The organism is Mycobacterium sp., assembly GCF_044223235.1.
In the GTDB taxonomy this organism is placed as follows: domain Bacteria; phylum Actinomycetota; class Actinomycetes; order Mycobacteriales; family Mycobacteriaceae; genus Mycobacterium.
The window spans coordinates 137,706-159,155 of record NZ_JBGAME010000001.1 but is presented as its reverse complement, the minus strand read 5'-3'; the positions used below and the strand labels follow the sequence as shown (position 1 = coordinate 159,155).

The following is a 21,450-nucleotide window of genomic DNA, read 5'->3' as shown; positions in this document are numbered from 1 at the left end:
CATGCCTGGCGGCCACCGCCGCCGGTGTCGGGGCGACGTCGTCGGTCTGCTCGGCCACCAACTGCACCGGCGCGCGGCGCCAAGGCGGCCTGCGCCGCTTGCGCGGGCGCGCCGGGCGCTGCTCCGGATTCTCCAGCCTGCCCACGATGGTGCGTACCACCGCGCCGGGGTTGCGGCGGTTGGTGTTCACCCTCATGGTTGCGACCTGCCGGTACAACGGCACCCGCTGCGCCATCAGCTGGCGGTACTTCTCGGCGGGGTCGGCACCTGCCAGCAGCGGCCGCACGGTGCCGCCGGTGGTGCGGCGGATACCTTCGTTCGCGCTGATCTCGAGATAGACCACCGTGTGCCCGCCCAGCGCTTCGCGCACACCGGGCGATGTGATGGCACCGCCGCCCAGCGACACGATGCCGTCGTGTTCGGCCAGGGCGGCGCGCACCACCGCCTCTTCGATCCGGCGGAACTCCTGCTCGCCGGTGACGAACAGTTCGGCGATCGTGCGTCCGGTGGTTTCGACGATCTGTACGTCGGTGTCCAGCAGAGGCAGCTGCATGGCCTTGGCCAGGCGACGCCCGATGGTGGACTTGCCCGAGCCGGGCATGCCCACCAGCACCGCTTTGGGCGCCATCAGCTCGACGCCTGCACGACCTCCGCTGACGCGGAGCCCCCGGCGCCGGCCTCGTGGGAACCGGACGGTGTCCGGTCGGCGACGGCGCGCAGATAGGAATCGATGTTGGTCCGCGTTTCGGCCAGCGAGTCGCCACCGAACTTCTCCAGCGCGGCACGGGCCACCACAAGCGCGACCATGGTCTCGACGACCACTCCGGCCGCGGGTACCGCGCAGACGTCGGAACGCTGGTGGATCGCGACGGCCTCGTCGCCGGTTGCCATGTCGACGGTGGCAAGCGCGCGCGGCACGGTCGAGATCGGCTTCATCGCGGCCCGCACCCGCAACGGCTGACCGTTGGTCATGCCGCCCTCCAGACCGCCGGCGCGGTTGGTGGACCGCATGACGCCGTCGCGTCCCGGATACATTTCGTCGTGAGCCACGCTGCCCCGCCGGCGTGCGGTCTCGAATCCGTCGCCGATCTCGACGCCCTTGATGGCCTGCACGCCCATCACCGCGGCCGCGAGCTGGCTGTCGAGGCGGCTGTCGCCGCTGGTGAACGAGCCGAGCCCGACCGGGAGCCCGGAGACCACGACCTCGACGATCCCGCCGAGGGTGTCGCCGTCCCGCTTGGCGGCCTCGATCTCGGCGATCATGGACTCTTCCGCGGCAGGGTCGAAGGCGCGCACCGGGCTGTCGTCGATGCCGTCCAGATCCGACGGCTGCGGCGGCGGTCCGTCGTAGGCCTTCGAGGCGCCGATGGAGACGACGTGCGAGATCACCTCGACGCCGAGCGCCTCCCGAAGGAACGCGCGGGCGATGGTGCCCGCCGCGACCCGCGCCGCAGTTTCCCGCGCGCTGGCCCGTTCGAGCACCGGCCTGGCGTCGTCGAACCCGTATTTGAGCATGCCGGCGTAGTCGGCGTGCCCCGGCCTCGGCCGGGTCAGCGGGGCATTGCGGGCGCTGTCGGCCAGTTCCTCCGCATCGACCGGGTCGGCGGCCATCACGGTTTCCCACTTGGGCCATTCGGTGTTGCCGATCTCGATGGCGATGGGACCGCCGAGCGTGACACCGTGGCGCACCCCGGCCAGCACTGTCACGGCATCCTGTTCGAACTTCATCCGGGCACCACGCCCGTAGCCGAGGCGGCGCCGCTTCAGCTCGGCGGCGATATCGTCGGACGTCACGTGCACGCCGGCGACCATGCCTTCAACCACGGCCACCAGCGCGCGACCATGGGATTCACCAGCTGTGGTCCATCGCAACACGCAGACCATCTTTCCATGCCTCCGATGGCAGCCGTCTATGGCCGCATCCCGCACTCGACCCGCATGACCCGTCCGGGTCACCAGGACAGGGTGAGCGCCACCGCCCCCGCGCTCGCCAGGCACATCGACGGGCCGTGCGGAACACCCGATCGCGCACCCCTGACCACGCTGACCGTACCGGCCAGCCCGGTGACCAGCGGCGCCGCCAGTGCCGCCAGCGCCCACACGTCGAACCCGAACGCCCCGGTCAGCGCGCCGACACCGGCCGCGAGCTTGACGTCCCCGCCGCCCATCGCGCCGGGTGCGACCAGATACACCGCGAGGTAGAGCGCGAACAGCGCGGCCGCGCCGGTCACGGCGGGCATCCCACGCCCGGATGCCACGGCCCCGGCGAGGATCGCGGCGGCGCCGGGCACTGTCAGCCAGTTGGGCAGCCGTCGCTCGCGGATGTCGTACACACTCAACGCCGCCAGCCAGCCGAGGACCGCAGTTCCCACGCCGACTGTTCCGACCCCAACCCACCCGCTGACGATCCCCGCCCCCACCGACCGAGGCTAACCCGCGACGAGTGCGGCCCCCATCGCCTCTTTGGGGGCGGGCAACCCTGTGAACTGTTCGACCTGTGCGAACGCCTGGTGCAACAACATCTGCAGACCGCTGATCACCTTGCCGCCGGCGTGCGTCACCGCGGCGGCCAGCGGGGTCGGCCACGGGTCGTAGATGGCGTCGAGGAGGACCGGTGTCGCCGCGAGCACGGGCGCGTAGGGTGCGGCCGCGTCGGCGGGGATGGTGCTGACCGTGACGGCGGCGCCCGCGACGGCCCGCGACAGTGCGGCCGCGTCGTCGATGTCGCACCACCGGGATTCGACGCCCAGCGCGGCCGCCAGGTCGACCAGCCGGGCGGCGTTGGCGGGGTTGCGGGCCGCGATCGCCATGCGCGTGACACCGAGCTGGGCCAACGCGGCCACCGCGGCCGGTGCCGTCCCGCCCGAACCCAGGACAACCGCATCGGACTGTCCGAAGGCGCCCGGCGCCGCGTCGGGGTCCGGCCCGCCGGTCAACGCGCCGATGACACCGTCGATGTCGGTGTTGTCGGCGCGCCAGCCGGCCGCCGTGCGCACCAGGGTGTTGGCCGAACCCACCGCCTCGGCACGCGCCGTCCGCTCGTCGGCGAAGCGCAACGCGGCGAACTTACCCGGCATGGTGACCGACACACCGACCCACTCGGGGCCGAATCCACCCACCAGCGCCGGCAATTGCTCTCCGGTGCACTCGATCCGGTCATAGGTCCAGTCGGTCAGCCCCAGCGCACGATAGGCGGCCAGATGCAGTTGCGGTGACCGCGAATGGGCAATGGGCGATCCCAGCACCGCCGCCCTGCGCCCGCCGGAACTGGAGGTATCCGCGCTCATCGCGCGCTGTCGAGGACGCCGTTTTGCCTTGCCAGCTCGGTATTCGCCAGGTGCTGGTGGTAGTCGCGGGTGAAGATCGTCGTGCCCTGCAGATCGACGGTCACGAAGTAGAGCCAATCCCCCGGCTCGGGATGCTCCGCGGCGAGCAGGGCCGGCTCACCCGGTGAGCAGATCGGAGTCACGGGCAGACCTTCGCGCACGTAGGTGTTCCACGGGGTGGGCTGTGCGCGGTCGGCGTCGGTCGTGGCCACCTCCTGCCGGTCGAGGGGGTAGTTCACGGTCGAGTCGAACTCCAGCGTGCGGTGTTCGGCCAGCCGGTTGTAGATCACCCGGGCCACCTTGGCGAAGTCCTGCGGTTTGGACTCGCGCTGCACCAGCGAAGCCACCGTGAGGATCTGGTAGGGCGACATGTTCATCACCTCGGCGGTGTCCAGCAGTCCGTGCTGCGCATACCGCGTCGCGCTGGAACCGACGAGGTAGGACAGCACGTCCTGGGCGGATGCCGCCGGATCGATGTTCCATGACCCGGGTGCGATCAGGCCTTCGAGCCTGCGGTGGTCGTTGCCCATCGCGGTGACGGCATCGGTGGCCCATGCGGGAACCGACAGCGCCGCGGCCGGCGCCGAGCTGGCCGCCTGTTGCAGCTCGGGAATGGGGACGCAGTGGTCCTGGCCGTCGAGTTCGACGCAGGACGCCTTCGAGATCAGGGTGAAGATGCCGTCGGTGACGACGTTTGTCTTGACGTCCTGGGTATCGTCGAGTTGCCGCCCTTCCGGGATGACCAGCTTGCCTACCCGGTTCTGCGGATCAGCAAGCCGCCCAACGGCATTCGCAGCGGGGATCTCGGTGCGCACCTTGTAGAACCCGGGCTGGATTGCCGCGATGGCCGCATTGCCCGCGCTCGCGTCGACGAACGCCTTGACCGTGGCGACCACGTGATGTTCCTGCAAAGTCTGGCCGATCGCCGTCGTCGAGTCGCCGTCATGGACCTCGATCACCACGTCCGACACCCCGTCCCCGGCGAAATCGTTCGTCGTGCTGCCGAACAGGTTGTGCCACAGCTTCGAACCGAGGAAGACCACGCCCACCACGATCACGATCAGCACGCAGACCGAGATCGCCGCAACGATGCGCCTTCTGCGGTGGGCGCGGGCCTCACGGATCCGGTCCGAACGGGATCGCTTCTTACGCGGCGGCCCGACCGCCACCGGCTGCGCGCGTTCCGTGCGCCAGTCGTCAGCCATTGCCGCCCTCTCTGAGGCCATCTCCGAGGCCCTTTTGGGGCGCGGCGAGCGCCGCACGCCGCTGGTCCAGCCAGTTCTGCAGAATGCCGACCGCCGCGACCTGGTCGATGATCGCCCGCTGATTCCTGGCGCGGACGCCGGCCTCGCGCAGCGATCGCTGTGCGGTGACCGTCGTCAGCCGCTCGTCCGCCAACCGTACCGGTACCGGGGCGATGCGACGTGCCAATTGATCGGCGAGTCCGACGGCATCCTCCGCGGACGGCCCGGACCGGTCCGCGAGGGTGCGCGGCAGACCGACCACCACCTCAACGGCCTCGAACTCGGCCACCAGCCGCGCCAGCCGGCGCACGTGCCTGTCCCCGCGCTTGCGGTCCCGCTGCACCGTCTCCACCGGCGTGGCAAGGATCCCGTCTGGATCGCTGGCGGCCACCCCGATGCGAACGGTGCCGACGTCGATCCCGAGCCGTCGACCGCGTCCGGGGTCGGGGGGTTGGTCCGGACTTCCGGGCCGATCCGGCAGACGGTGATCGGATTCCGCCACGAGGCTAACTCCGGCCTATCTCCGCACGCACCGCGCCGAGCGCGGCGTCGATACCCGCCGCGTCCTTTCCGGAACCCTGTGCGAGATCGGCCTTGCCGCCCCCGCGGCCGTTCACCGCTGTCCCCAGTGTCTTGACCAGATCGCCCGCGTGCACCCCGGACTCCTGAGCGGCCGCGTTCACCGACACCACGTAAGGCACCGACCCGTCCTCGCCCTCGGCGATCAGAGCGACGACCGCCGGGCCGCTGCCGAGTTTCCCGCGGATGTCTCCGACGAGGTTGCGCAGATCCGACGCCGACATGCCCGCGGCCATCCGCTGGGCCACCACCCGGACCCCGCCGATGACCTCGGCACCGGCCGCGGCGTCGACAGCGGATGCCCGTGCGTTCGCCAGCCGCATCCGGTCGAGTTCCTTCTCGGCGACCCGCAGCCGCTCGACGAGGTTGGCCACCCGGTCGGGCACCTCCACGGAGGGCACCTTCAGCGACGATGCCAGGCCGGCCATCAGGGCGCGTTCCTTGGCCAGGTGCTTGAACGAGTCGAGCCCGACGTAGGCCTCCACCCGGCGCACACCGGAGCCGACCGACGACTCACCCAGCAGGGTGACCGGGCCGATCTGGGCCGAGTTGTGCACGTGGGTGCCGCCACACAGCTCCAGCGAGAACGGCCCGCCGATCTCGACGACGCGGACCTCGTCCGGATAGGCCTCACCGAACAGAGCCATGGCGCCCATCGCCTTGGCCTTGTCGAGCTGGGTGTTGAAGGTGTTGACCGCGTAGTCGGCCTCGACCGCCTCGTTGGCGACCACTTCGATCTCGCCGCGTTGTTCCTCGGTCAGCGCACCCTGCCAGTTGAAGTCGAACCGCAGGTACCCCGGCCGGTTCAGCGACCCCGCCTGTACCGCATTGGGTCCCAGCACCTGCCGCAGCGCGGCGTGCACCATGTGAGTGCCGGAGTGGCCCTGGGTGGCGCCGTGGCGCCATTTCGGATCCACCTCGGCGGTCACGCTGTCGCCCTCGACGAACTCCCCCGACTCGACGTTGACTCGGTGCACGAACAGCGTCTTGGCGATTTTCTGCACGTCGGTGACGGCTGCCCTGGCTGCCCCGCCCGCGCCGGAGATCGAGCCGACGTCGGCGATCTGACCGCCCGACTCCGCATACAACGGGGTGCGGTCCAGCACGATCTCCACCCGCTCCGGCGGCGGCGATTCGGAGTGAACGCGCGACCGGTGCGCGACCACCGGAACCCGCTTACCGTCCACGAAGATGCCGAGAATGGTTGCCTCGGAAGACAATTCGTCGAATCCGGTGAACTCCGTCGGGCCCGCGTCGACCAGTTCCCGGTAGGCGGTCAGGTCGGCGTGCGCATGCTTGCGGGCCACGGCGTCGGCTTTGGCGCGGCGACGCTGCTCGGCCATCAGTTCGCGGAAGCCGAGCTCGTCGACCGCCAGACCCGCCTCGGCGGCCATCTCGAGCGTGAGGTCGATCGGGAATCCGTAGGTGTCGTGCAGGGTGAAGGCGTCGGTGCCGCTGAGTGTGGTCTTGCCCGCGGACCTGGTGGCCTGCGCGGCCTCTTCGAACAGCTTGGAGCCCGACGCCAGCGTGCGGTTGAACGCGGTCTCCTCCGCGACGGCGATACGGTTGATCCGATCGAAGTCGGTGGCCAGTTCGGGGTAGGACGGACCCATCGCGTCGCGCACCGTGGCCATCAGATCGCCCATGATCGGCTGTTCGACGCCGAGCAGTTTCGCGGAGCGGATGATGCGGCGCAGCAGGCGCCGCAGCACATAACCGCGGCCCTCGTTGCCGGGGGAGACGCCGTCGCCGATGATGATCGCCGCGGTGCGGCTGTGGTCGGCGATGATCCGGTACCGCACGTCATCGGAGTGGTTGCCCTGGCCATACCCGCGTGGGGCGATGGCCGCGACGGTGTCGATGACGGGACGGAGCAGATCGGTCTCGTAGACGTTGTCGACGCCCTGCAGCAGGCAGGCGATGCGCTCCACGCCCATGCCGGTGTCGATGTTCTTGCGCGGCAGCGGCCCGAGGATCTCGAACTCGGTCTTGCTGGTGCCCTCGCCCCGCTCGTTCTGCATGAACACGAGATTCCAGATCTCGATGTAGCGGTCCTCGTTGGCTTCGGGGCCGCCCTCGACCCCGTACTCGGGGCCGCGGTCGTAGTAGATCTCCGAGCATGGGCCGCACGGGCCGGGAATGCCCATGGACCAGTAGTTGTCGGCCATGCCGCGGCGCTGGATCCGATCGGCAGGCAGTCCAGCGATCTCCTGCCACAGCTCGGCGGCCTCGTCGTCGTCGTAAAAGACGGTGGCCCAAAGCCTCTCGGGTTCAAACCCGTAGCCGCCGTCCGACGCCGGTGTGGTCAGCAACGACCAGGCCAGCTCGATGGCACGCCGCTTGAAATAGTCGCCGAACGAGAAGTTCCCCGCCATCTGGAAGAACGTGTTGTGGCGAGTGGTGATGCCCACCTCGTCGATGTCGGGCGTGCGGATGCACTTCTGGACGCTGGTGGCGGTGTCGTAGGGCGGCGTTCGCTGGCCGAGGAAATACGGCACGAACTGAACCATGCCCGCGTTGACGAACAGCAGGTTGGGATCATCGAGGATCACCGAGGCGCTGGGCACCTCGGTGTGGCCCGCCTTCACGAAATGATCCAGGAACCGCTTCCTGATCTCGTGTGTCTGCACGTTGCCGCTGTCCTCGTTCCTCGTCCTGGTGGCGTCCACCGTGATATCCGGTGATGTCCGTCGTCACCGTGAGTATTTCGACCGCACCACAGTACCGGTCGGTCTGGGTGTGCCCTAAAGCAAACGAACGACGGCCGCCCGCGGTGCCGATACGGCGGGAATCGATTGGGGATCGACCCGAATCGTCTAGGAATCAATGAAGCTCAACCGCACCGATCGTCGTGGGTTGTCCCTGTTCAGGTCGACCAGCACGACGCTCTGCCAGGTCCCCAACAACGGCCTGCCGTCCTGCACCGGCACCGTCACCGATGGCGATACCAGTGCGGGCAGCACGTGGTCGGCGCCGTGGCCAGGCGAGCCGTGGGCGTGGCGGTAGCGGCTGTCGCGCGGCAGCAGCCGTTCCAGGGCGTCGACGAGGTCGTCGTCGGAACCCGCGCCCGTCTCGATGATCGCGACTGCAGCGGTGGCGTGGGGCACGAACACATTGCACAGCCCGTCGCGGTGGCCTTTGCAGAACGAGCGCACCGCATCCGTCAGGTCCACCATGCGCCGCCGGGAGGTGTCGACGTCGATCGTGTCGGTGTGCACATGGACGAGCCTAGAGAAAGCGCCTCCGAGTATTACCCCGGAGTACTGCCCAGGAGCACGCATAGGAGATGACTGGATATCCTCGCCGGGCCGTTGCCAGCGGCCGATGGTGGGAGGAAGGTGGGTCAGTGGCCCGATGAGCCACCCGCAGCGGGCGACGGCCCGGAAAGCGTCACGGGCCGGAAAGGGGGGACCGTGTACGCGCACTCGATCACGATTGCGGCGCGGCCGCAGTCGATCGATGCCGGCGTCGCGCATATCCGCGACGAGGTGATGCCCGCCCTGGAGCGCAGGGACGGTTATGTCGGGCTCTCGCTGCTGGTCGGTAGGGAGACGGGGCGGTGTATTGCCACCACCGCATGGAAGACGGAGGCGGCATTGCGCGCGGGAACCGACGGACTCGAGCCGCTTCGGGAAGCTCCCCTTGCCTTCACGGCCGACGGGAACGTCACCGTCGACGAGTGGGAGATCGCCGTGCTGTACCGGGATCACCGCGCGGGTCGGGACGCCTGTGTGCGCACCACATGGCTGAAGGCCCATCCCGGCCAATTCCACCGCGCCGTCGAGTTCTACCGCGAGTCGGTGCTGCCGTTGATGGAGGATCTCGAAGGATTCTGCAGTGCCAGCCTGCTGGTCGACCGCGCGTCCGGGCGCGCGGTGTCATCGGCGTCTTTCGACAACGTCGCCGCGATGGAGCGCAACCGCGACCACGCGCGGGCGATGCGGACTGCGCGCCTACGCGGGCTGGGGGCCGAGCAGCTCGATGTCGGCGAGTTCGAGCTCGCGCTGGCCCATCTGCGGGTGCCGGAACTGGCCTGACGACGCTGATCTGACGGGCCATCTCCGGCGCCAGCGGGAGGCCGTTTATCCCGCCACGCCGCAGGGTATGTCAGGTCCAGCAAGATCACCGCCGACGAAAGCGTGGAGCAATGACAATCACGGGCATCATCAGCGCAATTCTCATCGGGATCGTCGTCGGGGTCATCGGACGTCTCGTCGTCCCGGGCAAACAGCCGATCGGCGTCCTGCTCACCATCCTGGTGGGCATCGTGGCCGCGTTCGCCGGCACCGCCATCGCGCGTGCGATGGGCATCCCCACCGCCACCGGCGGCATCGACTGGCTCGAACTGCTCGTCCAGGTCATCGTGGCGGCGCTGGGTGTCGCCCTGGTGACGGCCGTGATGGGGCGTCGCCGCACCGGCCTGTTCGGCGGTGGGCGCTCCGGGCTGCTGCGCTGATCCGCCGCGCCGTACCGCGATCCCGGCCGGGACCCGCATGCCGGCCGGGATCGCGGTCACTTCCGGCGAGATCCACCTTTTGCAGGGAAAGCCCGAGTAACTGCCCGCAAAAGGTTGATCTCGGCGTGCTGGCGTCAGCGCCGTTTGCGGATGATGGCGCGCAGCCGCTCCAACCGGGCCGAAATCTCCCGCTCACCACCCCGGCCAGTCGGCCGGTAGTAGTCGACACCCACCAGGTCATCGGGCGGATACTGTTGCGGCACAACCCCATCGGGGTGATCGTGGGAGTACACGTAGCCGACCGCGTTGCCGAGTTTGGCCGCACCGGAGTAGTGGCCGTCGCGCAGGTGCGCGGGCACCTGCCCGGCCTTACCCGATCGGACATCGCCCATCGCGGCACCCAGCGCGGTGGTCACCGCGTTGGACTTGGGCGCGGTCGCCAGATGCACGGTGGCATGCGCGAGCGTGAGCTGCGCCTCCGGCATCCCGATCAGCTGCACCGTCTGGGCGGCGGCGACCGCGGTGAGCAGCGCCGTCGGATCGGCCATCCCGATGTCCTCGCTGGCCAGGATCATCAGCCGGCGGGCCACGAACCGGGGGTCCTCCCCCGCCACCAACATCCGGGCAAGGTAGTGCAGGGCGGCGTCGACATCCGATCCCCGCACCGACTTGATGAACGCACTGACCACGTCGTAGTGCTGGTCGCCGTCGCGGTCGTAGCGCACCGCGGCCTTGTCCAGCGAGTGCTCAATGGTGGCCGCGGTGACGGGATCCCCCGGCTCGGCGGCCACCTCCAGCGCGGTGAGGGCGCGCCGGGCGTCCCCCGCCGACAGCTGTACCAGCAGATCGACGGCCTCCTCGCTGACCTCGACCGTGCCGCCCAGGCCCCGCGGATCCTCGACGGCACGCAGCACCACCGCCCGGATGGCGTCGGCGGTCAGTGGCTGCAGCTGTAGGATCAGCGACCGCGACAGCAGGGGCGCGACCACCGAGAACGACGGGTTCTCCGTGGTGGCCGCGACCAGCAGCACGATCCGGTTCTCGACGGCGGCCAGCAGGGCATCCTGCTGAGTCTTGGAGAACCGGTGCACCTCGTCGATGAACAGCACGGTCTGCTCGCCGTGGGCGGCCGCCCGGCGGGCCCCGTCGATGACGGCGCGGACCTCCTTCACCCCCGCCGACAGCGCCGACAGCGCCTCGAACCGCCGCCCGGTGGCCTGCGAGATCAGCGAGGCCAGCGTGGTCTTCCCGGTGCCGGGCGGTCCGTACAGGATGACCGACGCCGCACCCGACCCCTCGACCAGACGGCGCAGCGGTGACCCCGATTGCAGCAGGTGACCCTGCCCGACCACCTCGTCGAGGGTGGCAGGCCGCATCCGAACGGCCAGCGGCGAACCCGCGGGCACAGCCGCGTCGGGTTCACCCCGGCCACGGTCGTGCGGCAGGTCGAACAGGCTGTCGGACACGCCTACCGACACTAGTCACCGAGCCGGACACCAGGGTCGCTGCGTCGCCCGCTCAACGACCCCTGGTTTCTCACTCGGCGGATTGCGTGACGAAGTCGATCAGCTCCTCGACGCGACCGATCAGCGCGGGTTCGAGGTCGTTCCAGTCGCGCACGCGCGACCGGATGTGCTGCCACGCCCTGGCGATGTCGGCCTGCCCGGCGTGCGGCCAGCCCATCGCCTCGCAGATGCCGTGCTTCCAGTCCTGGCCGCGCGGCACCGAGGGCCACGTATCCCTGCCGAAGCGAGCGGGCTTGACGGCCTGCCAGATGTCGACGAAGGGGTGTCCGACGACCAGCGTGTGCTCACCGCCCGGGCCCCTCCGCACGGCCTGCATGACCTCCTTTGCGATGCGGGCCTCCTTGGATCCGTCGACGAGGTGATCGACGAGGACACCCAGGCGCCGGCCGGGGGCTGGGCGGAAGTCGGCCGCGATGGCGGCCAGATCGTCGACGCCGCCGAGATACTCGACGACGACGCCTTCGACCCGCAGGTCGTCGCCCCACACCTGCTCGACGAGTTCGGCGTCGTGGCGGCCCTCGACGTAGATTCGGCTTTTCAGCGCCACCCGGGCCCGCGCACCGGGCACCGCCACCGAACCCGACGCGGTCCGCGCCTGCGCTGCCGGTTGTCGGGGAGCGGTCAGCCGCACGGGGCTGCCGTCGACGAGGAAACCAGCGCCCATCGGAAAGGATCTGGTACGCCCGTTGCGGTCCTCCAGATCGACGCGGCCCTTCTCGATACGCACGACGGCGCCGACATAGCCGGTTTGGGCGTCTTCGACCACCATGCCGCGTTCGGCTGGCAGGTCGGCCGACCGGGTCAGCTTCGGGGCGTGCGGATTGCGGGCCAGTATGTCGGGTCCGTAGCGATCGTCCACCCGAGCGATCCTAGGAACACCCGCGGCGAAATCCGGGTTGCGACATACGATCGGGTGCGTGCTGATCAACCGGGCGACCGCGGAGGGGATCGCCGGCGGCAGCGTCACGCTGGTACTGCGCCGCTGGGATGCGCCGCGGGCGAAGGCCGGTGGGACGCAACGCACTCCGGCGGGCACCATTCGCATCGACCACGTCGCGCAGCACCCCGGGACCTACCGGGTGTCAGCGGCGCAGGCCCGCGCGGCGGGTTATCCCGACGCCGCCGCGGCACAGGCGGAACTGGACCGGCGCGCGGCCCGGCACACCTACCTGATCACGGTGTCCTACCTCGCCCCCGACGAACGGCCGGCGCTCGCCGCCGACGACGGCCTGTCACCCGAGGACGCCGCGGCGATCGACGCCCGGCTGGATCGTTGGGACGCCGCCAGCTCTGACGGCGCGTGGACGCGGCGCTACCTGGAGATCATCGGCGCCAACGAGGCCGTCCGCGCGCCCGACCTGGCCGCCGGCGTCGGCTTGGACGTGCCGCGTTTCAAGCGCCGAGTCCGCCAGCTCAAGGGGCTTGGCCTGACCATCAGCCTCGACGTCGGGTACCGGTTGTCCCCGCGCGGCCGGGCCTACCTATCCCGGGCCTAGCCTTTTCCTGCGCGAGCAAAGGCCCCGCAAAGCGGCACTTTTGGGGCACCTTTGCGTCTCGCGATGAGATGGCGAGGCTGCGGGAATTCTCAGCCTGACGCTAGCCGCTGGTCGTGTCCGCCAATTTCCGTGCGCCGGAGGTGATCTCATCGACGATGGTGTGGATGAAGCGCATCTTCTCCAGCACCGCGGGCGGGAGCACGAAGGGATAGAGATCTTCCTTGCCCATCGAGCGATTCACCATGTTCAGCGCCCACGACAGCGGCAGCCACATCTCGATCATCGTGTCGAAGCCGCTCGGCCCGAGCACCCGCCGTTCGAATGTCGCACCGGCAGGGGCCATTCCGAAGGCCGCCGCGGTGTCCAGGGTGTCGCGGATGTGCAGGTAGTGGGCGAACGTCTCGGCCCAGTCCTCGGCGGGGTGCATGGTCGCATACGACGACACGTACGTCTGCTCCCAGCCTTGCGGCGCGCCCTCGTTGTAGTGGCGGTCCAGCGCGGCCTGATAGTCCAGGTAGGGGTCGCCGAACAGATTGCGGAACCGCTGCAGATAATCGGCCGACGGTTCCATGAGCCGGTAGAAGTAGTAGTGGCCGATCTCGTGGCGGAAGTGCCCGAGCAGCGTGCGGTACGGCTCGTCCATCTCGACGCGCAACTGCTCGCGGTGGACGTCGTCGCCCTCCGCGAGGTCAAGTGTGATCACACCGTTGTCGTGTCCGGTCAACACCTTCTCGAACCCGCTGGACAGCAGGTCGAAGGCCAGGCCGTACTGGGGATCCTGCGCGCGCCCGACGATCGGGAGCTTGAGGTCGTTCAGTTCGGCGATCAGCCTGCGCTTGGCCCGTTCGGCATCGGCGAACGCCGCCATCGCCTTGGCGTCCCCGTCGTTGGGTCGGGTGCGGGTCAGCGCACACGACGCGCACAGGGTCTGGTACGTGTACTTCTGCACCAGCCAATTGCATTTGGCCAGATGAAGATTCGCGCACAGCTGGTATTCGTCGGAGTCGACGGAGCCGCCGTGTCCACCTTGCTCCGGCGGCGCGATCACCAGCAGCGCCATGCTGTTGAGTGAAAACCCCAGCGCGCTGCCGCAATTCAGGCACACCGAGTTCTCGAATGCCAGGTGTTGTCCGCAGTTGGGACAGTTGAAATCACGCATGGAGCACTCCCCCCTCGAACGGGGCGACGTCAACCGCGACTTCGATGACGCTGCTCTCCGAATCCGTGTAGATGATGCCACGCAAGGGCGGAACGTCGGCGTAGTCCCGGCCGTACCCGACGGTGATGTAGCGCTCGTCGAGCATCTGATCGTTGGTCGGGTCCAGGCCCAGCCACTGATTCTGCGGTGTCCACACAGACGCCCAGGCGTGCGTCGCATCGATGCCGACCATGCGTTCCTTCCCCGGTGGGGGGTCGGTGGCCAGGTACCCCGAGACATAGCTGGCCGCCAGCCCGTTGGCGCGCAGGCAGGCGATCGCGAGCCTCGCGAAGTCCTGGCATACCCCCTCCCTGGCCGCCAAAACCTCGCTCACCTTGGTCGACACCGTGGTAGAGCCCGACCGGTACGTGAAGTCGGAGTAGATCCGCGACGTCAGATCCCGCAACACGTCGATCAGCGGCCGCCCCGGCGCGAAGCTGGGTTTGGCATAGGCGCGGATCGCGTCGGTGATCTCCGGCGGCTGCAGGTCGAGCGTGAACTCGGTGGCCAGCGCACCGTCGAGACCCACCGGCCTGGCGATCTCCCACGGCGCCTTGGCCGAACCCCCGCCGTAGAGTTCGGCGGGCGGCGGGTCCACCTCGACCACCGAGCTGCTGGTGATGCTCAGCGTCTGGTGGCGTTCGGTGACGTGGAAGTACGAGCTGAGGTTGCCGTACACGTCGCGGCTGGTCGAACTGTCGCTCGGCGCGGGATCGATCGCCAGCTCGTGCGAGAGGCAGCGCTGCCTGACGGAATCCCGCGGCGTCAGAAAACCACGGCCGTAGGAGCTGGTGACCACGTCGGAGTACCGGTAAACCGTGCGGTGGGTGATCTGGTAGCAGCGGCTGCCCCCCGAAATCCCAGCGTGCGTCGGCCCGTCGGGAAAGGCGGTCCCGTAGCCGGGCCCGAATCGATCCGTCACGGCACCACCCGGCGCTGGTCGGGACCCCACAGCGGCTGCATACCGCCAGGCAGCGACAGGTGCGTCGCGGTGATGACCACGGACAGCTCGCGCAGATCCCGGTGCATGCCATCGAGCAGGTCGACGAGTTCGCCCCGCACACCCTCGTCGGTGATGTCTTCCAGATCGGCGGGGTCGAGCCTGCGCAGCCGCGTGCCCAGTTCGTCGACCAACCGTTCCGGACGCGACGAACCCGACGAGCCGGGCAGCGACTTCAGGCCGGTCCGCAGCCGCTCGAACTGGTAGACGAGCGAGCGTGGGTTCTCCGCGTCGAACAACACCAGATCGGCCACAGCGGCAACACTAACCATGCCGGGGTTACGGCGCCGATAGATCACCGAGGACTCGCACGCCACCAGCACCGACTCGATGATGGTTTGCTCCGAGCCGAGGCTCCTGACCGTCGACAGGGCCGAGCGCAGCAACGCCGTCAGGCCCAGCCCCCGCTCGATACGTTTGCCGATGTCCATCAGCATCCAGCTGACGTCGTGCACCATCGATTCGGCGGCGACCCCGGACAGCGCCAGCATGCCCGCCAGGGTCTGGCTGTTCGCCGACGCCAGGTAGGCGTCGCCCTCGGTCTGCGATTCGGGCGGCAGGTGTGGCGCGTCCGTGGCCCGCAGCACCGCACGCTCCACCGCGGCCAGCACCATCCACGTGTCGTTGGACATCTGGTCGCGCACCGAGCGGGCCGCGAGGCCGAGCCGCTCGATGGACTGGGCCAGCGATCCGGGCCGGTGGCGGTCGGACGTGACCGACCACAGGGTCGTCGGCGCGATCGCGATCATCTCGTGGTCGTCGCCTCCCGCACCGGTGTCGGTCCCGGTGATCTGGCCGATCGCGGTGAGCAGCACCGGGACGCATTCGCTGCCGTCCATCTCCTGGCGGTAGCGGAACTCGTGGTAGCGCTCGCGGGTGACGGTGAGCAGCCGGGCCATGGCTTCGGCGCGTTCGGCGTAGCGGCCCATCCAGAACATGTCGGACAGCACGCGCGGGGAGCTGATCGAGCGGGTCGGGCTCGGGGTCATCGCTGGCAGCTCCACCGACGGCGCGGTCGGTAGCCGCTCGGCCTTGGCCCTGGCCGGGGTCCGCACCCACACGTCCTTGGCGGCGACGGTGTTGAGCTTGTATGCGGCCTCACCGGGGGCGAGCAGGTAACCCAGCCCGCCGATCATCGGCGCGTAGCCGCCGCGCTGGGCGACGGTGAACAACCGCATGCCGACGCTCGCCGCCGACAGGCCCTGGGTGTAGTAGTCGGTGGGCGCCGTCGAGAACTGCGGCATCTCCTGACCGACCCACTGCCACGGGGTGGCTTCGATGCGGGCCGCCAGCGCCGCACGCTGGCTCGACGACAGTGCCGCACCCACGATCGCCTCACCGCCGTTGACCGGTTTGATCAGCAGCGACGACAGGTTGGCCAGCAGGTGGGACCGCTCAACGTTGACACCGCCCCAGAACACCGGTGTGGTCTCCAGCAGGGGCGTCTCGCCGAGCAGCCGCTCGGCCAGGGCGGGCAGGAAGCGCAACAGCCCCGGACTCTCCAGGATGCCGCTGCCCAGCGAGTTGACGACGGTAACCGCGCCACGACGGAGCGCCTCGACCAGACCGACCACGCCGAGGCGCGAGTCGGCGCGCAGGTCCAGCGGGTCGGCGTAGTCGGCGTCGACCCGGCGCAGGACCACGTCGACGCGTTTGAGCGTGCCCAGCGACCGCATCCACAGCTTGCCGTCACGCACCACCAGATCGGCGCTCTCCACCAGCGGGAAACCCAGCACGCTGGCCAGATACGCCTGGTCGAACGCCGTCTCGGAGTGGATGCCCGGGCTGAGCACCACCACGACGGGCTCCTCGGCCGATTCGGGTGCCGCGTCGATCAACGCCAGCCGCAGCGCCTGCGCCCACGGCGATGCGGGTCGCGGGCTGATCCGCTCGTACAGCTCGGGGAAGGCGTGGGCGACGACCCGCCGGTCGGCCAGTGCGTACCCGGCGCCCGACGGCGCCTGGGTCCAGTCGGCGTTCACCCGGAACGCGCCGTCGGCCGCGCGGCTGATGTCACAGCCGTGCAGGAACAGTTGGTGGCGGCCGGGCACCTCGATTCCGCGGGCGGCGCGCACGTAGCCGCGATGGGCGAACAGCAGCTGAGGCGGTAGGACCCCGCTGGTCACCGCGCGGCGTGGCCCGTACAGGTCGGTCAGCACGGCGTCCAGCAGCCGCGAGCGCTGCACCAGACCGGCTTCCAGGACGTCCCAGTCTGCGGTCGAGATCAGCAACGGCAACGCGTCCAGATGCCATGGCCCTGGGACCGCCGTGCCGTCCCCGTTGGTGACCGCCTCCCCGTTGCGGTCGATCTGGACGAAGGTGATGCCGTCGTTGTCGACCAGGCCGCGCACGACGGCGCGCAGCCGGTCCAGTCCGTCGTGGCCCCGCTGGCCGACGCATTCGGCCAACTCCCGCCAGGCGGGCCGGACATTGCCCGCGGCGTCGACGAACTCGTCGTAGGTGGTGGTGCCCGCCCCGTCTCGCACGTCGAACAGCGCCTGCTGGGCACGGTTTGCCCTGTACCCGTCCAGCAAATGGTCGACGTCGCCGGCGCTGAGGTCGCTGCCGGCCCCGACCGGCTCGGGTGAACCACTCGCGCGAAGAACCATTACCGCAGCACGGTACGCACCCGGCGCAGATCAAGGATCCCCGGCGCGCCCACGTCGGTTGATTGGCGGGCCTGTTTCTCCCTGATGTCGGACATGTCGACCTTGCCGGGAGTGAAGCCCGTTGCCTCGAACCGGCGTCCGCGCCGCGACTCCGCCTCCACCGCGTTGACCGGCGGGGTTTCGTAGGACCGACCACCCGGATGCGAGACGTGGTAGGTGCAGCCGCCGCGGGACATACCGGTAGCCATGTCCACCAGCTCGAAGCGCAGCGGCCCGTCGACCGTGATGGTCGGGTGCAGGGCGCTCGGCGGCTGCCAGGCCCGGTAGCGGACCCCGCCCACCTGTACGTCGGGGTTGTCGGTGGCCAACAGCGGGATCGGGTAACCGTTACACGTGACGACGTAGCGGTGCCGGTCGGCGCCGACCAAGCGCACCTGGATCCGCTCCACTGACGAGTCGACGTAGCGGGCAGTACCCCCGGCGGTGGACTCCTCACCCAGCACGTTCCACGGCTCGATGGCGCCGCGCAGTTCGACCTCCACGCCGTCGAACACCGCGGTGCCGATCCGCGGAAAACGGAACTCGGTGAACGGGTCGAGCCAGCTGGTCTCGAAGTCCACGCCGTGCGCCCGCAGGTCGGCGGCGACGTCGGCGATGTCATGGATGAGGAAGTGTGGCAACAGGTATCGGCCGTGCAGGTTGGTGCCGTGCCGGATCAGCGGCGCGCGCAGCGGCTCGTCCCAGAACCGCGCGACCAGCGAGCGCACCAGCAGCGACTGCACCATCGCCATCTGGTAGTGCGGGGGCATCTCGAAGCCGCGCAGTTCCAGCAGGCCGAGCCTGCCGCGCGCGCTGTCGGGGCTGTAGAGCTTGTCGATGCAGAACTCGGCGCGGTGGGTGTTGCCGGTGATGTCGGTCAGCAGATGGCGCAGCGCCCGGTCGGTGATCCACGGAGCGAAGCTTGCGGAGCGACCATGGTCCGGCTGCGGGGCGCCCGACGTCGAGGAGAGGCGGGCGATCTCGGCGAACGCGATCTCCAGTTCGTACAGCGATTCCGGCCTGCCCTCGTCCACCCGGGGCGCCTGTGAGGTCGTTCCGATGAACCGGCCCGCGAACAGGTACGACAGCGAAGGGTGCCGCTGCCAGTAGGTCAGCATTGAGACCAGCAAATCGGGACGGCGCAGCAGCGGCGAGTCGGCCGGGGTGATGCCGCCGAGCGTGATGTGGTTGCCGCCGCCGGTGCCGCCGTGGCTGCCGTCGACGTCGAACGACTCGGTGGACAGGCGAGCCTGGCGGGCCTGCTCGTAGAGGACCTCCAGCTGCGCCCGCTGTTCGGCGAAGCTCTTCGTCGGCGCGACGTTGACCTCGATCACCCCCGGGTCGGGGGTAATGGTCATCGACTCCAGGCGGGCATCCGACGGCGGCCCATAGCCCTCGACCACGACCGGGCAGGCGATCTTGGCGGCGGCCGCCTCCACCCGGGCGACCAGATCTAGGAAGTGTTCGAGCTCCTCGGTCGGCGGCAGGAACACATACAGCAGGCCGTCGCGGATCTCCGCGACCATCGCCGTCGTCGGCGCGTCCGGCGCCTCCTCCACGTCGGCTTCGGTCTCGTCCGCATCCCCGGATGAGACCGGCAGTGCGCCGCGCTGCACCAGCGGATCGGATGGATAGGTGGCCCTCGGCGGCTCCCAGTTGATCGAGTTCAGCGGAAGCCGCAGCCCGGCGGGAGAATCGCCGTCCAGCAAGACGATCCGGCCGCGTCGCAGCCGCCAGTCCGCGCTGGCCCAGGCCAGGTCGTCGTCGCGTCGGTGCAGGGGCAGCACGAACGCCGCGGGCTCGGTGATGGGCTCCTCGAGCCGTGCCAGCAGCGCCGCCCGCGCGTCGGGTGCATCGGCTTCGAGATCGTCGTCCCCGGACACCGGGTCACCCGCCGGAAGCCGCGTCGCGGTCGCCAACCGGCTCAGCGCGTCTTCGTAGGCGGGGCGGACCTGGCCGGCGGGCAGCCCGAGGCCCGCGGCGATCGCGGCGAGCAGTTGGGCGCCCGCGTCGGGTGCCAGCGCCTCGATTTCGGGACTGACCGGCCAGGGGTCGGCGAGCAACGTCGGATCCCGCCACACCGGCTGACCGTCGGCGCGCCAGAACACGCCGATCTGCCAGCGCGGCAACGGTTCACCCGGATACCACTTGCCCTGGCTGCGCTGCACCAGGCCCTGCGGCGCCCACACCGCCTTCAGCCGGGCCGCCAGCGCGGAGGCACGCACACGCTTGAGCGGCCCGTCCGCGTCGGTGGTCCACTCGGGGTCGACCTGGTTGTCGATCGAGACGAACGTCGGCTCGCCCCCGACTGTGAGCCGGACGTCACCGGCCTTCAGCCGTTCGTCGATGCGCGCTCCCAGCTCGCCGATGGCGTCCCACGCGGCATCGGTGTAGGGCAGCGTCACCCGCGGATCCTCATGGACCCGGGTGACGATGTTGGAGAAGTCCAGGGTGGTCGCGCATGGTTCGGTCGACCCGGTGATCGGCGCCGACGACGCCGGCTGCGGCGTCGCCGACAACGGGATGTGGCCCTCACCGGCAAACAGCCCCGACGTCGGGTCCAGGCCGATCCACCCGGCACCGGGGATGTACACCTCGGTCCACGCATGCAGATCGGTGAAGTCGGCCGCCGGGCCGGACGGCCCGTCGAGGGCCTCGACATCCGAGGTCAGCTGCACCAGATAGCCGGACACGAACCTCGCCGCCAGACCCATCTGACGCAGGATCGACACCAGCAGCCACGCCGAGTCGCGACAGGAGCCGATGGCGCTGCGCAGGGTGTGGTCGGGGGTTTGAACACCTGGCTCCATACGCACGCTGTAGCCGACATCGGAGTTGACGGCGTGGTTGAGCGCGACGAGGAAGTCGATGGTGCGGGTGCCCCGGCCGAATCCCGGGTCGCTGCGCTCCTGCCCTCCGAACGGCACCGAGAAGTTCTTGACCCACTCGGTGACAAGCTCACCGGGACCCGACCCCTCTTGCCCCTCGTCGACGGGCCGCAGATACGGGCGCAGATCCTCGGCGAGCGCCTTGGGATATTCGAAGCCGATCGTCTCGGCGTACTCCTCGATGAAGAAGTCGAACGGGTTGATCACCTTCAGGTCGGCGATCAGGCCGACGGTGATGGTCAGCCGGCGCATCCGGTTCGGGAAGACCAACCGGGCCACGAAGTTGCCGAAGGCGTCCTGCTGCCAGTTGATGAAATGGTCGCCGGGCTCGACTGTCAGTGAGTACGCCTCGATGGGAGTACGCGAATGCGGCGCCGGACGCAACCGCACGACATGCGGGTATACCTCTACAAGCCGGTCGAACGTGTAGCTGGTGCGGTGCTCCAGCGCCACCTTGATGCCCATTGTTTGATCCCATCACACCCGTTGGTCACTCGCATCGCGGTAGCCGCCACGATGCGATGTCGCCGCACCTTACGCGGTATCGACGCCCAGCGCCGATCCCGACGAACACCCCGTCACACGGGCCAAGACGATACCCACAAGATCGGCGCCGGGCTGGGCGGACGACGTCGTCCCGCCCCGTCGAGGCCGTCGCGCGGCGGCATCGGCGCTGCGCCGCGGCAGAATCGGCGTATGGCCACCTTCGACGATGTCGCGCGCGTCGCGAGCAGTCTGCCCGAGACCGTCGAGTCCCCGCCGCGGTCCTGGCGGGTGCGCAGCAAGCTGATCGCGTGGGAGCGCCCGCTGCGCAAGGCCGATCACGCGGCCCTCGGCGCCGCCGCGCCCGACGGGGACATCCTGGGCGCCCAGGTCCCCGACGAGGGGGTCAAACATGCGCTGATCGCCACCGACCCGGACGTGTACTTCACCACGCCGCATTTCGACGGGTATCCCATCGTGCTGGTCCGGCTCGAGGCGATCGACGTGCAGGAACTCGAGGAACTGGTCACCGAGGCGTGGCTGGCCCGTGCGCCCGCGAAACTGGTCAAGGCATTCCTGTCGAACCGCGAATAGGCGCACCGCGGC

At 69.5% G+C, this 21,450-nt stretch carries 17 protein-coding genes and 1 pseudogene; 4 read left to right on the top strand and 14 right to left on the bottom strand.

Features of this window, described 5'->3' with window-relative positions; all coding sequences use genetic code 11:
* Nucleotides 1-109 precede the first annotated feature (109 nt).
* The 8 genes and pseudogenes from ADBZ6K_RS00720 to ADBZ6K_RS00685 all read right to left on the bottom strand — a co-directional run.
* Nucleotides 110-628: pseudogene (locus ADBZ6K_RS00720) on the bottom strand (shikimate kinase); the annotation flags it as partial.
* Nucleotides 628-1,875 (bottom strand): chorismate synthase, encoded by a 1,248-nt coding sequence (gene aroC / locus ADBZ6K_RS00715; protein WP_526343912.1) that lies wholly within the window; start codon nt 1,873-1,875, stop codon nt 628-630. The pseudogene ADBZ6K_RS00720 and the gene aroC, both read right to left, overlap by 1 nt.
* Nucleotides 1,876-1,952: 77 nt before the next feature.
* Nucleotides 1,953-2,372, bottom strand: coding sequence for a prepilin peptidase (locus tag ADBZ6K_RS00710; RefSeq protein WP_526343911.1), 420 nt, complete (start codon nt 2,370-2,372; stop codon nt 1,953-1,955).
* 57 nt (nt 2,373-2,429) lie between these two features.
* Nucleotides 2,430-3,287: a shikimate dehydrogenase gene (locus tag ADBZ6K_RS00705; RefSeq protein ID WP_526343910.1), complete on the bottom strand. Its 858-nt coding sequence runs from the start codon at nt 3,285-3,287 to the stop codon at nt 2,430-2,432.
* Complete coding sequence (locus ADBZ6K_RS00700) at nt 3,284-4,531, bottom strand: endolytic transglycosylase MltG (RefSeq protein ID WP_526343909.1); 1,248 nt, start codon at nt 4,529-4,531, stop codon at nt 3,284-3,286. Before ADBZ6K_RS00700 ends, ADBZ6K_RS00705 begins: the two co-directional genes overlap by 4 nt.
* Nucleotides 4,524-5,072, bottom strand: a complete 549-nt coding sequence (gene ruvX, locus ADBZ6K_RS00695) for a Holliday junction resolvase RuvX (protein WP_526343908.1) — start codon at nt 5,070-5,072, stop codon at nt 4,524-4,526. The genes ADBZ6K_RS00700 and ruvX overlap by 8 nt, the downstream gene beginning before the upstream one ends.
* A 4-nt stretch (nt 5,073-5,076) precedes the next feature.
* Entirely contained in the window at nt 5,077-7,779 is a 2,703-nt protein-coding gene (alaS, locus tag ADBZ6K_RS00690) for an alanine--tRNA ligase (protein WP_526344329.1), read from the bottom strand.
* Nucleotides 7,780-7,965: 186 nt separating this feature from the next.
* The gene (locus tag ADBZ6K_RS00685) at nt 7,966-8,367 is read right to left on the bottom strand and encodes a secondary thiamine-phosphate synthase enzyme YjbQ (RefSeq protein WP_526343907.1); all 402 of its coding nucleotides are present in this window, start codon (nt 8,365-8,367) and stop codon (nt 7,966-7,968) included.
* A 195-nt stretch (nt 8,368-8,562) separates the two neighbouring features.
* Between ADBZ6K_RS00685 and ADBZ6K_RS00680 the strand changes: the two genes are divergently transcribed.
* Together ADBZ6K_RS00680 and ADBZ6K_RS00675 are read left to right on the top strand one after the other, a co-directional pair.
* On the top strand, nt 8,563-9,186 hold the full coding sequence (locus tag ADBZ6K_RS00680; protein WP_526343906.1) for a hypothetical protein: 624 nt from the start codon (nt 8,563-8,565) through the stop codon (nt 9,184-9,186).
* Between the two features lie 110 nt (nt 9,187-9,296).
* Nucleotides 9,297-9,605 carry a GlsB/YeaQ/YmgE family stress response membrane protein gene (locus tag ADBZ6K_RS00675; RefSeq protein WP_526343905.1) on the top strand — a complete coding sequence of 103 codons (309 nt, stop codon included), beginning with the start codon at nt 9,297-9,299 and terminating at the stop codon, nt 9,603-9,605.
* 134 nt (nt 9,606-9,739) lie between these two features.
* Here the strand turns inward: ADBZ6K_RS00675 and ADBZ6K_RS00670 are convergent, their stop codons facing one another.
* Nucleotides 9,740-11,083 carry a replication-associated recombination protein A gene (locus tag ADBZ6K_RS00670; protein WP_526343904.1) on the bottom strand — a complete coding sequence of 448 codons (1,344 nt, stop codon included), beginning with the start codon at nt 11,081-11,083 and terminating at the stop codon, nt 9,740-9,742.
* Nucleotides 11,084-11,141: 58 nt separating this feature from the next.
* Nucleotides 11,142-11,990, bottom strand: a complete 849-nt coding sequence (locus ADBZ6K_RS00665) for a DUF3097 family protein (RefSeq protein WP_526343903.1) — start codon at nt 11,988-11,990, stop codon at nt 11,142-11,144.
* Between the two features lie 58 nt (nt 11,991-12,048).
* Here ADBZ6K_RS00665 and ADBZ6K_RS00660 point away from each other — a divergent pair, with 58 nt between their 5' ends.
* Nucleotides 12,049-12,627 carry a hypothetical protein gene (locus ADBZ6K_RS00660; protein ID WP_526343902.1) on the top strand — a complete coding sequence of 193 codons (579 nt, stop codon included), beginning with the start codon at nt 12,049-12,051 and terminating at the stop codon, nt 12,625-12,627.
* A 100-nt stretch (nt 12,628-12,727) separates the two neighbouring features.
* Here ADBZ6K_RS00660 and ADBZ6K_RS00655 read toward each other — a convergent pair whose 3' ends face one another.
* The 4 genes from ADBZ6K_RS00655 to ADBZ6K_RS00640 are packed head-to-tail and all read right to left on the bottom strand — an operon-like array spanning nt 12,728 to nt 20,826.
* Complete coding sequence (locus tag ADBZ6K_RS00655) at nt 12,728-13,786, bottom strand: zinc-binding metallopeptidase family protein (RefSeq protein ID WP_526343901.1); 1,059 nt, start codon at nt 13,784-13,786, stop codon at nt 12,728-12,730.
* Nucleotides 13,779-14,684, bottom strand: coding sequence for a transglutaminase-like domain-containing protein (locus tag ADBZ6K_RS00650; protein WP_526344328.1), 906 nt, complete (start codon nt 14,682-14,684; stop codon nt 13,779-13,781). Before ADBZ6K_RS00650 ends, ADBZ6K_RS00655 begins: the two co-directional genes overlap by 8 nt.
* Before the next feature lie 59 nt (nt 14,685-14,743).
* Nucleotides 14,744-17,434: a circularly permuted type 2 ATP-grasp protein gene (locus tag ADBZ6K_RS00645; RefSeq protein ID WP_526343900.1), complete on the bottom strand. Its 2,691-nt coding sequence runs from the start codon at nt 17,432-17,434 to the stop codon at nt 14,744-14,746.
* Nucleotides 17,434-20,826, bottom strand: coding sequence for a transglutaminase family protein (locus tag ADBZ6K_RS00640; RefSeq protein ID WP_526343899.1), 3,393 nt, complete (start codon nt 20,824-20,826; stop codon nt 17,434-17,436). The genes ADBZ6K_RS00645 and ADBZ6K_RS00640 overlap by 1 nt, the downstream gene beginning before the upstream one ends.
* Before the next feature lie 231 nt (nt 20,827-21,057).
* Here ADBZ6K_RS00640 and ADBZ6K_RS00635 point away from each other — a divergent pair, with 231 nt between their 5' ends.
* Nucleotides 21,058-21,438: an MmcQ/YjbR family DNA-binding protein gene (locus ADBZ6K_RS00635; RefSeq protein WP_526343898.1), complete on the top strand. Its 381-nt coding sequence runs from the start codon at nt 21,058-21,060 to the stop codon at nt 21,436-21,438.
* Nucleotides 21,439-21,450 lie beyond the last annotated feature (12 nt).

Coding starts and splice junctions, on each gene's coding strand:
- ADBZ6K_RS00635 (WP_526343898.1), top strand. CDS start 21,058: ATGGCCACCTTCGACGATGTCGCGCGCGTCGCGAGCAGTCTGCCCGAG.
- ADBZ6K_RS00640 (WP_526343899.1), bottom strand. CDS start 20,826: ATGGGCATCAAGGTGGCGCTGGAGCACCGCACCAGCTACACGTTCGAC.
- ADBZ6K_RS00705 (WP_526343910.1), bottom strand. CDS start 3,287: ATGAGCGCGGATACCTCCAGTTCCGGCGGGCGCAGGGCGGCGGTGCTG.
- ADBZ6K_RS00645 (WP_526343900.1), bottom strand. CDS start 17,434: ATGGTTCTTCGCGCGAGTGGTTCACCCGAGCCGGTCGGGGCCGGCAGC.
- ADBZ6K_RS00675 (WP_526343905.1), top strand. CDS start 9,297: ATGACAATCACGGGCATCATCAGCGCAATTCTCATCGGGATCGTCGTC.
- ADBZ6K_RS00700 (WP_526343909.1), bottom strand. CDS start 4,531: ATGGCTGACGACTGGCGCACGGAACGCGCGCAGCCGGTGGCGGTCGGG.
- ADBZ6K_RS00655 (WP_526343901.1), bottom strand. CDS start 13,786: ATGCGTGATTTCAACTGTCCCAACTGCGGACAACACCTGGCATTCGAG.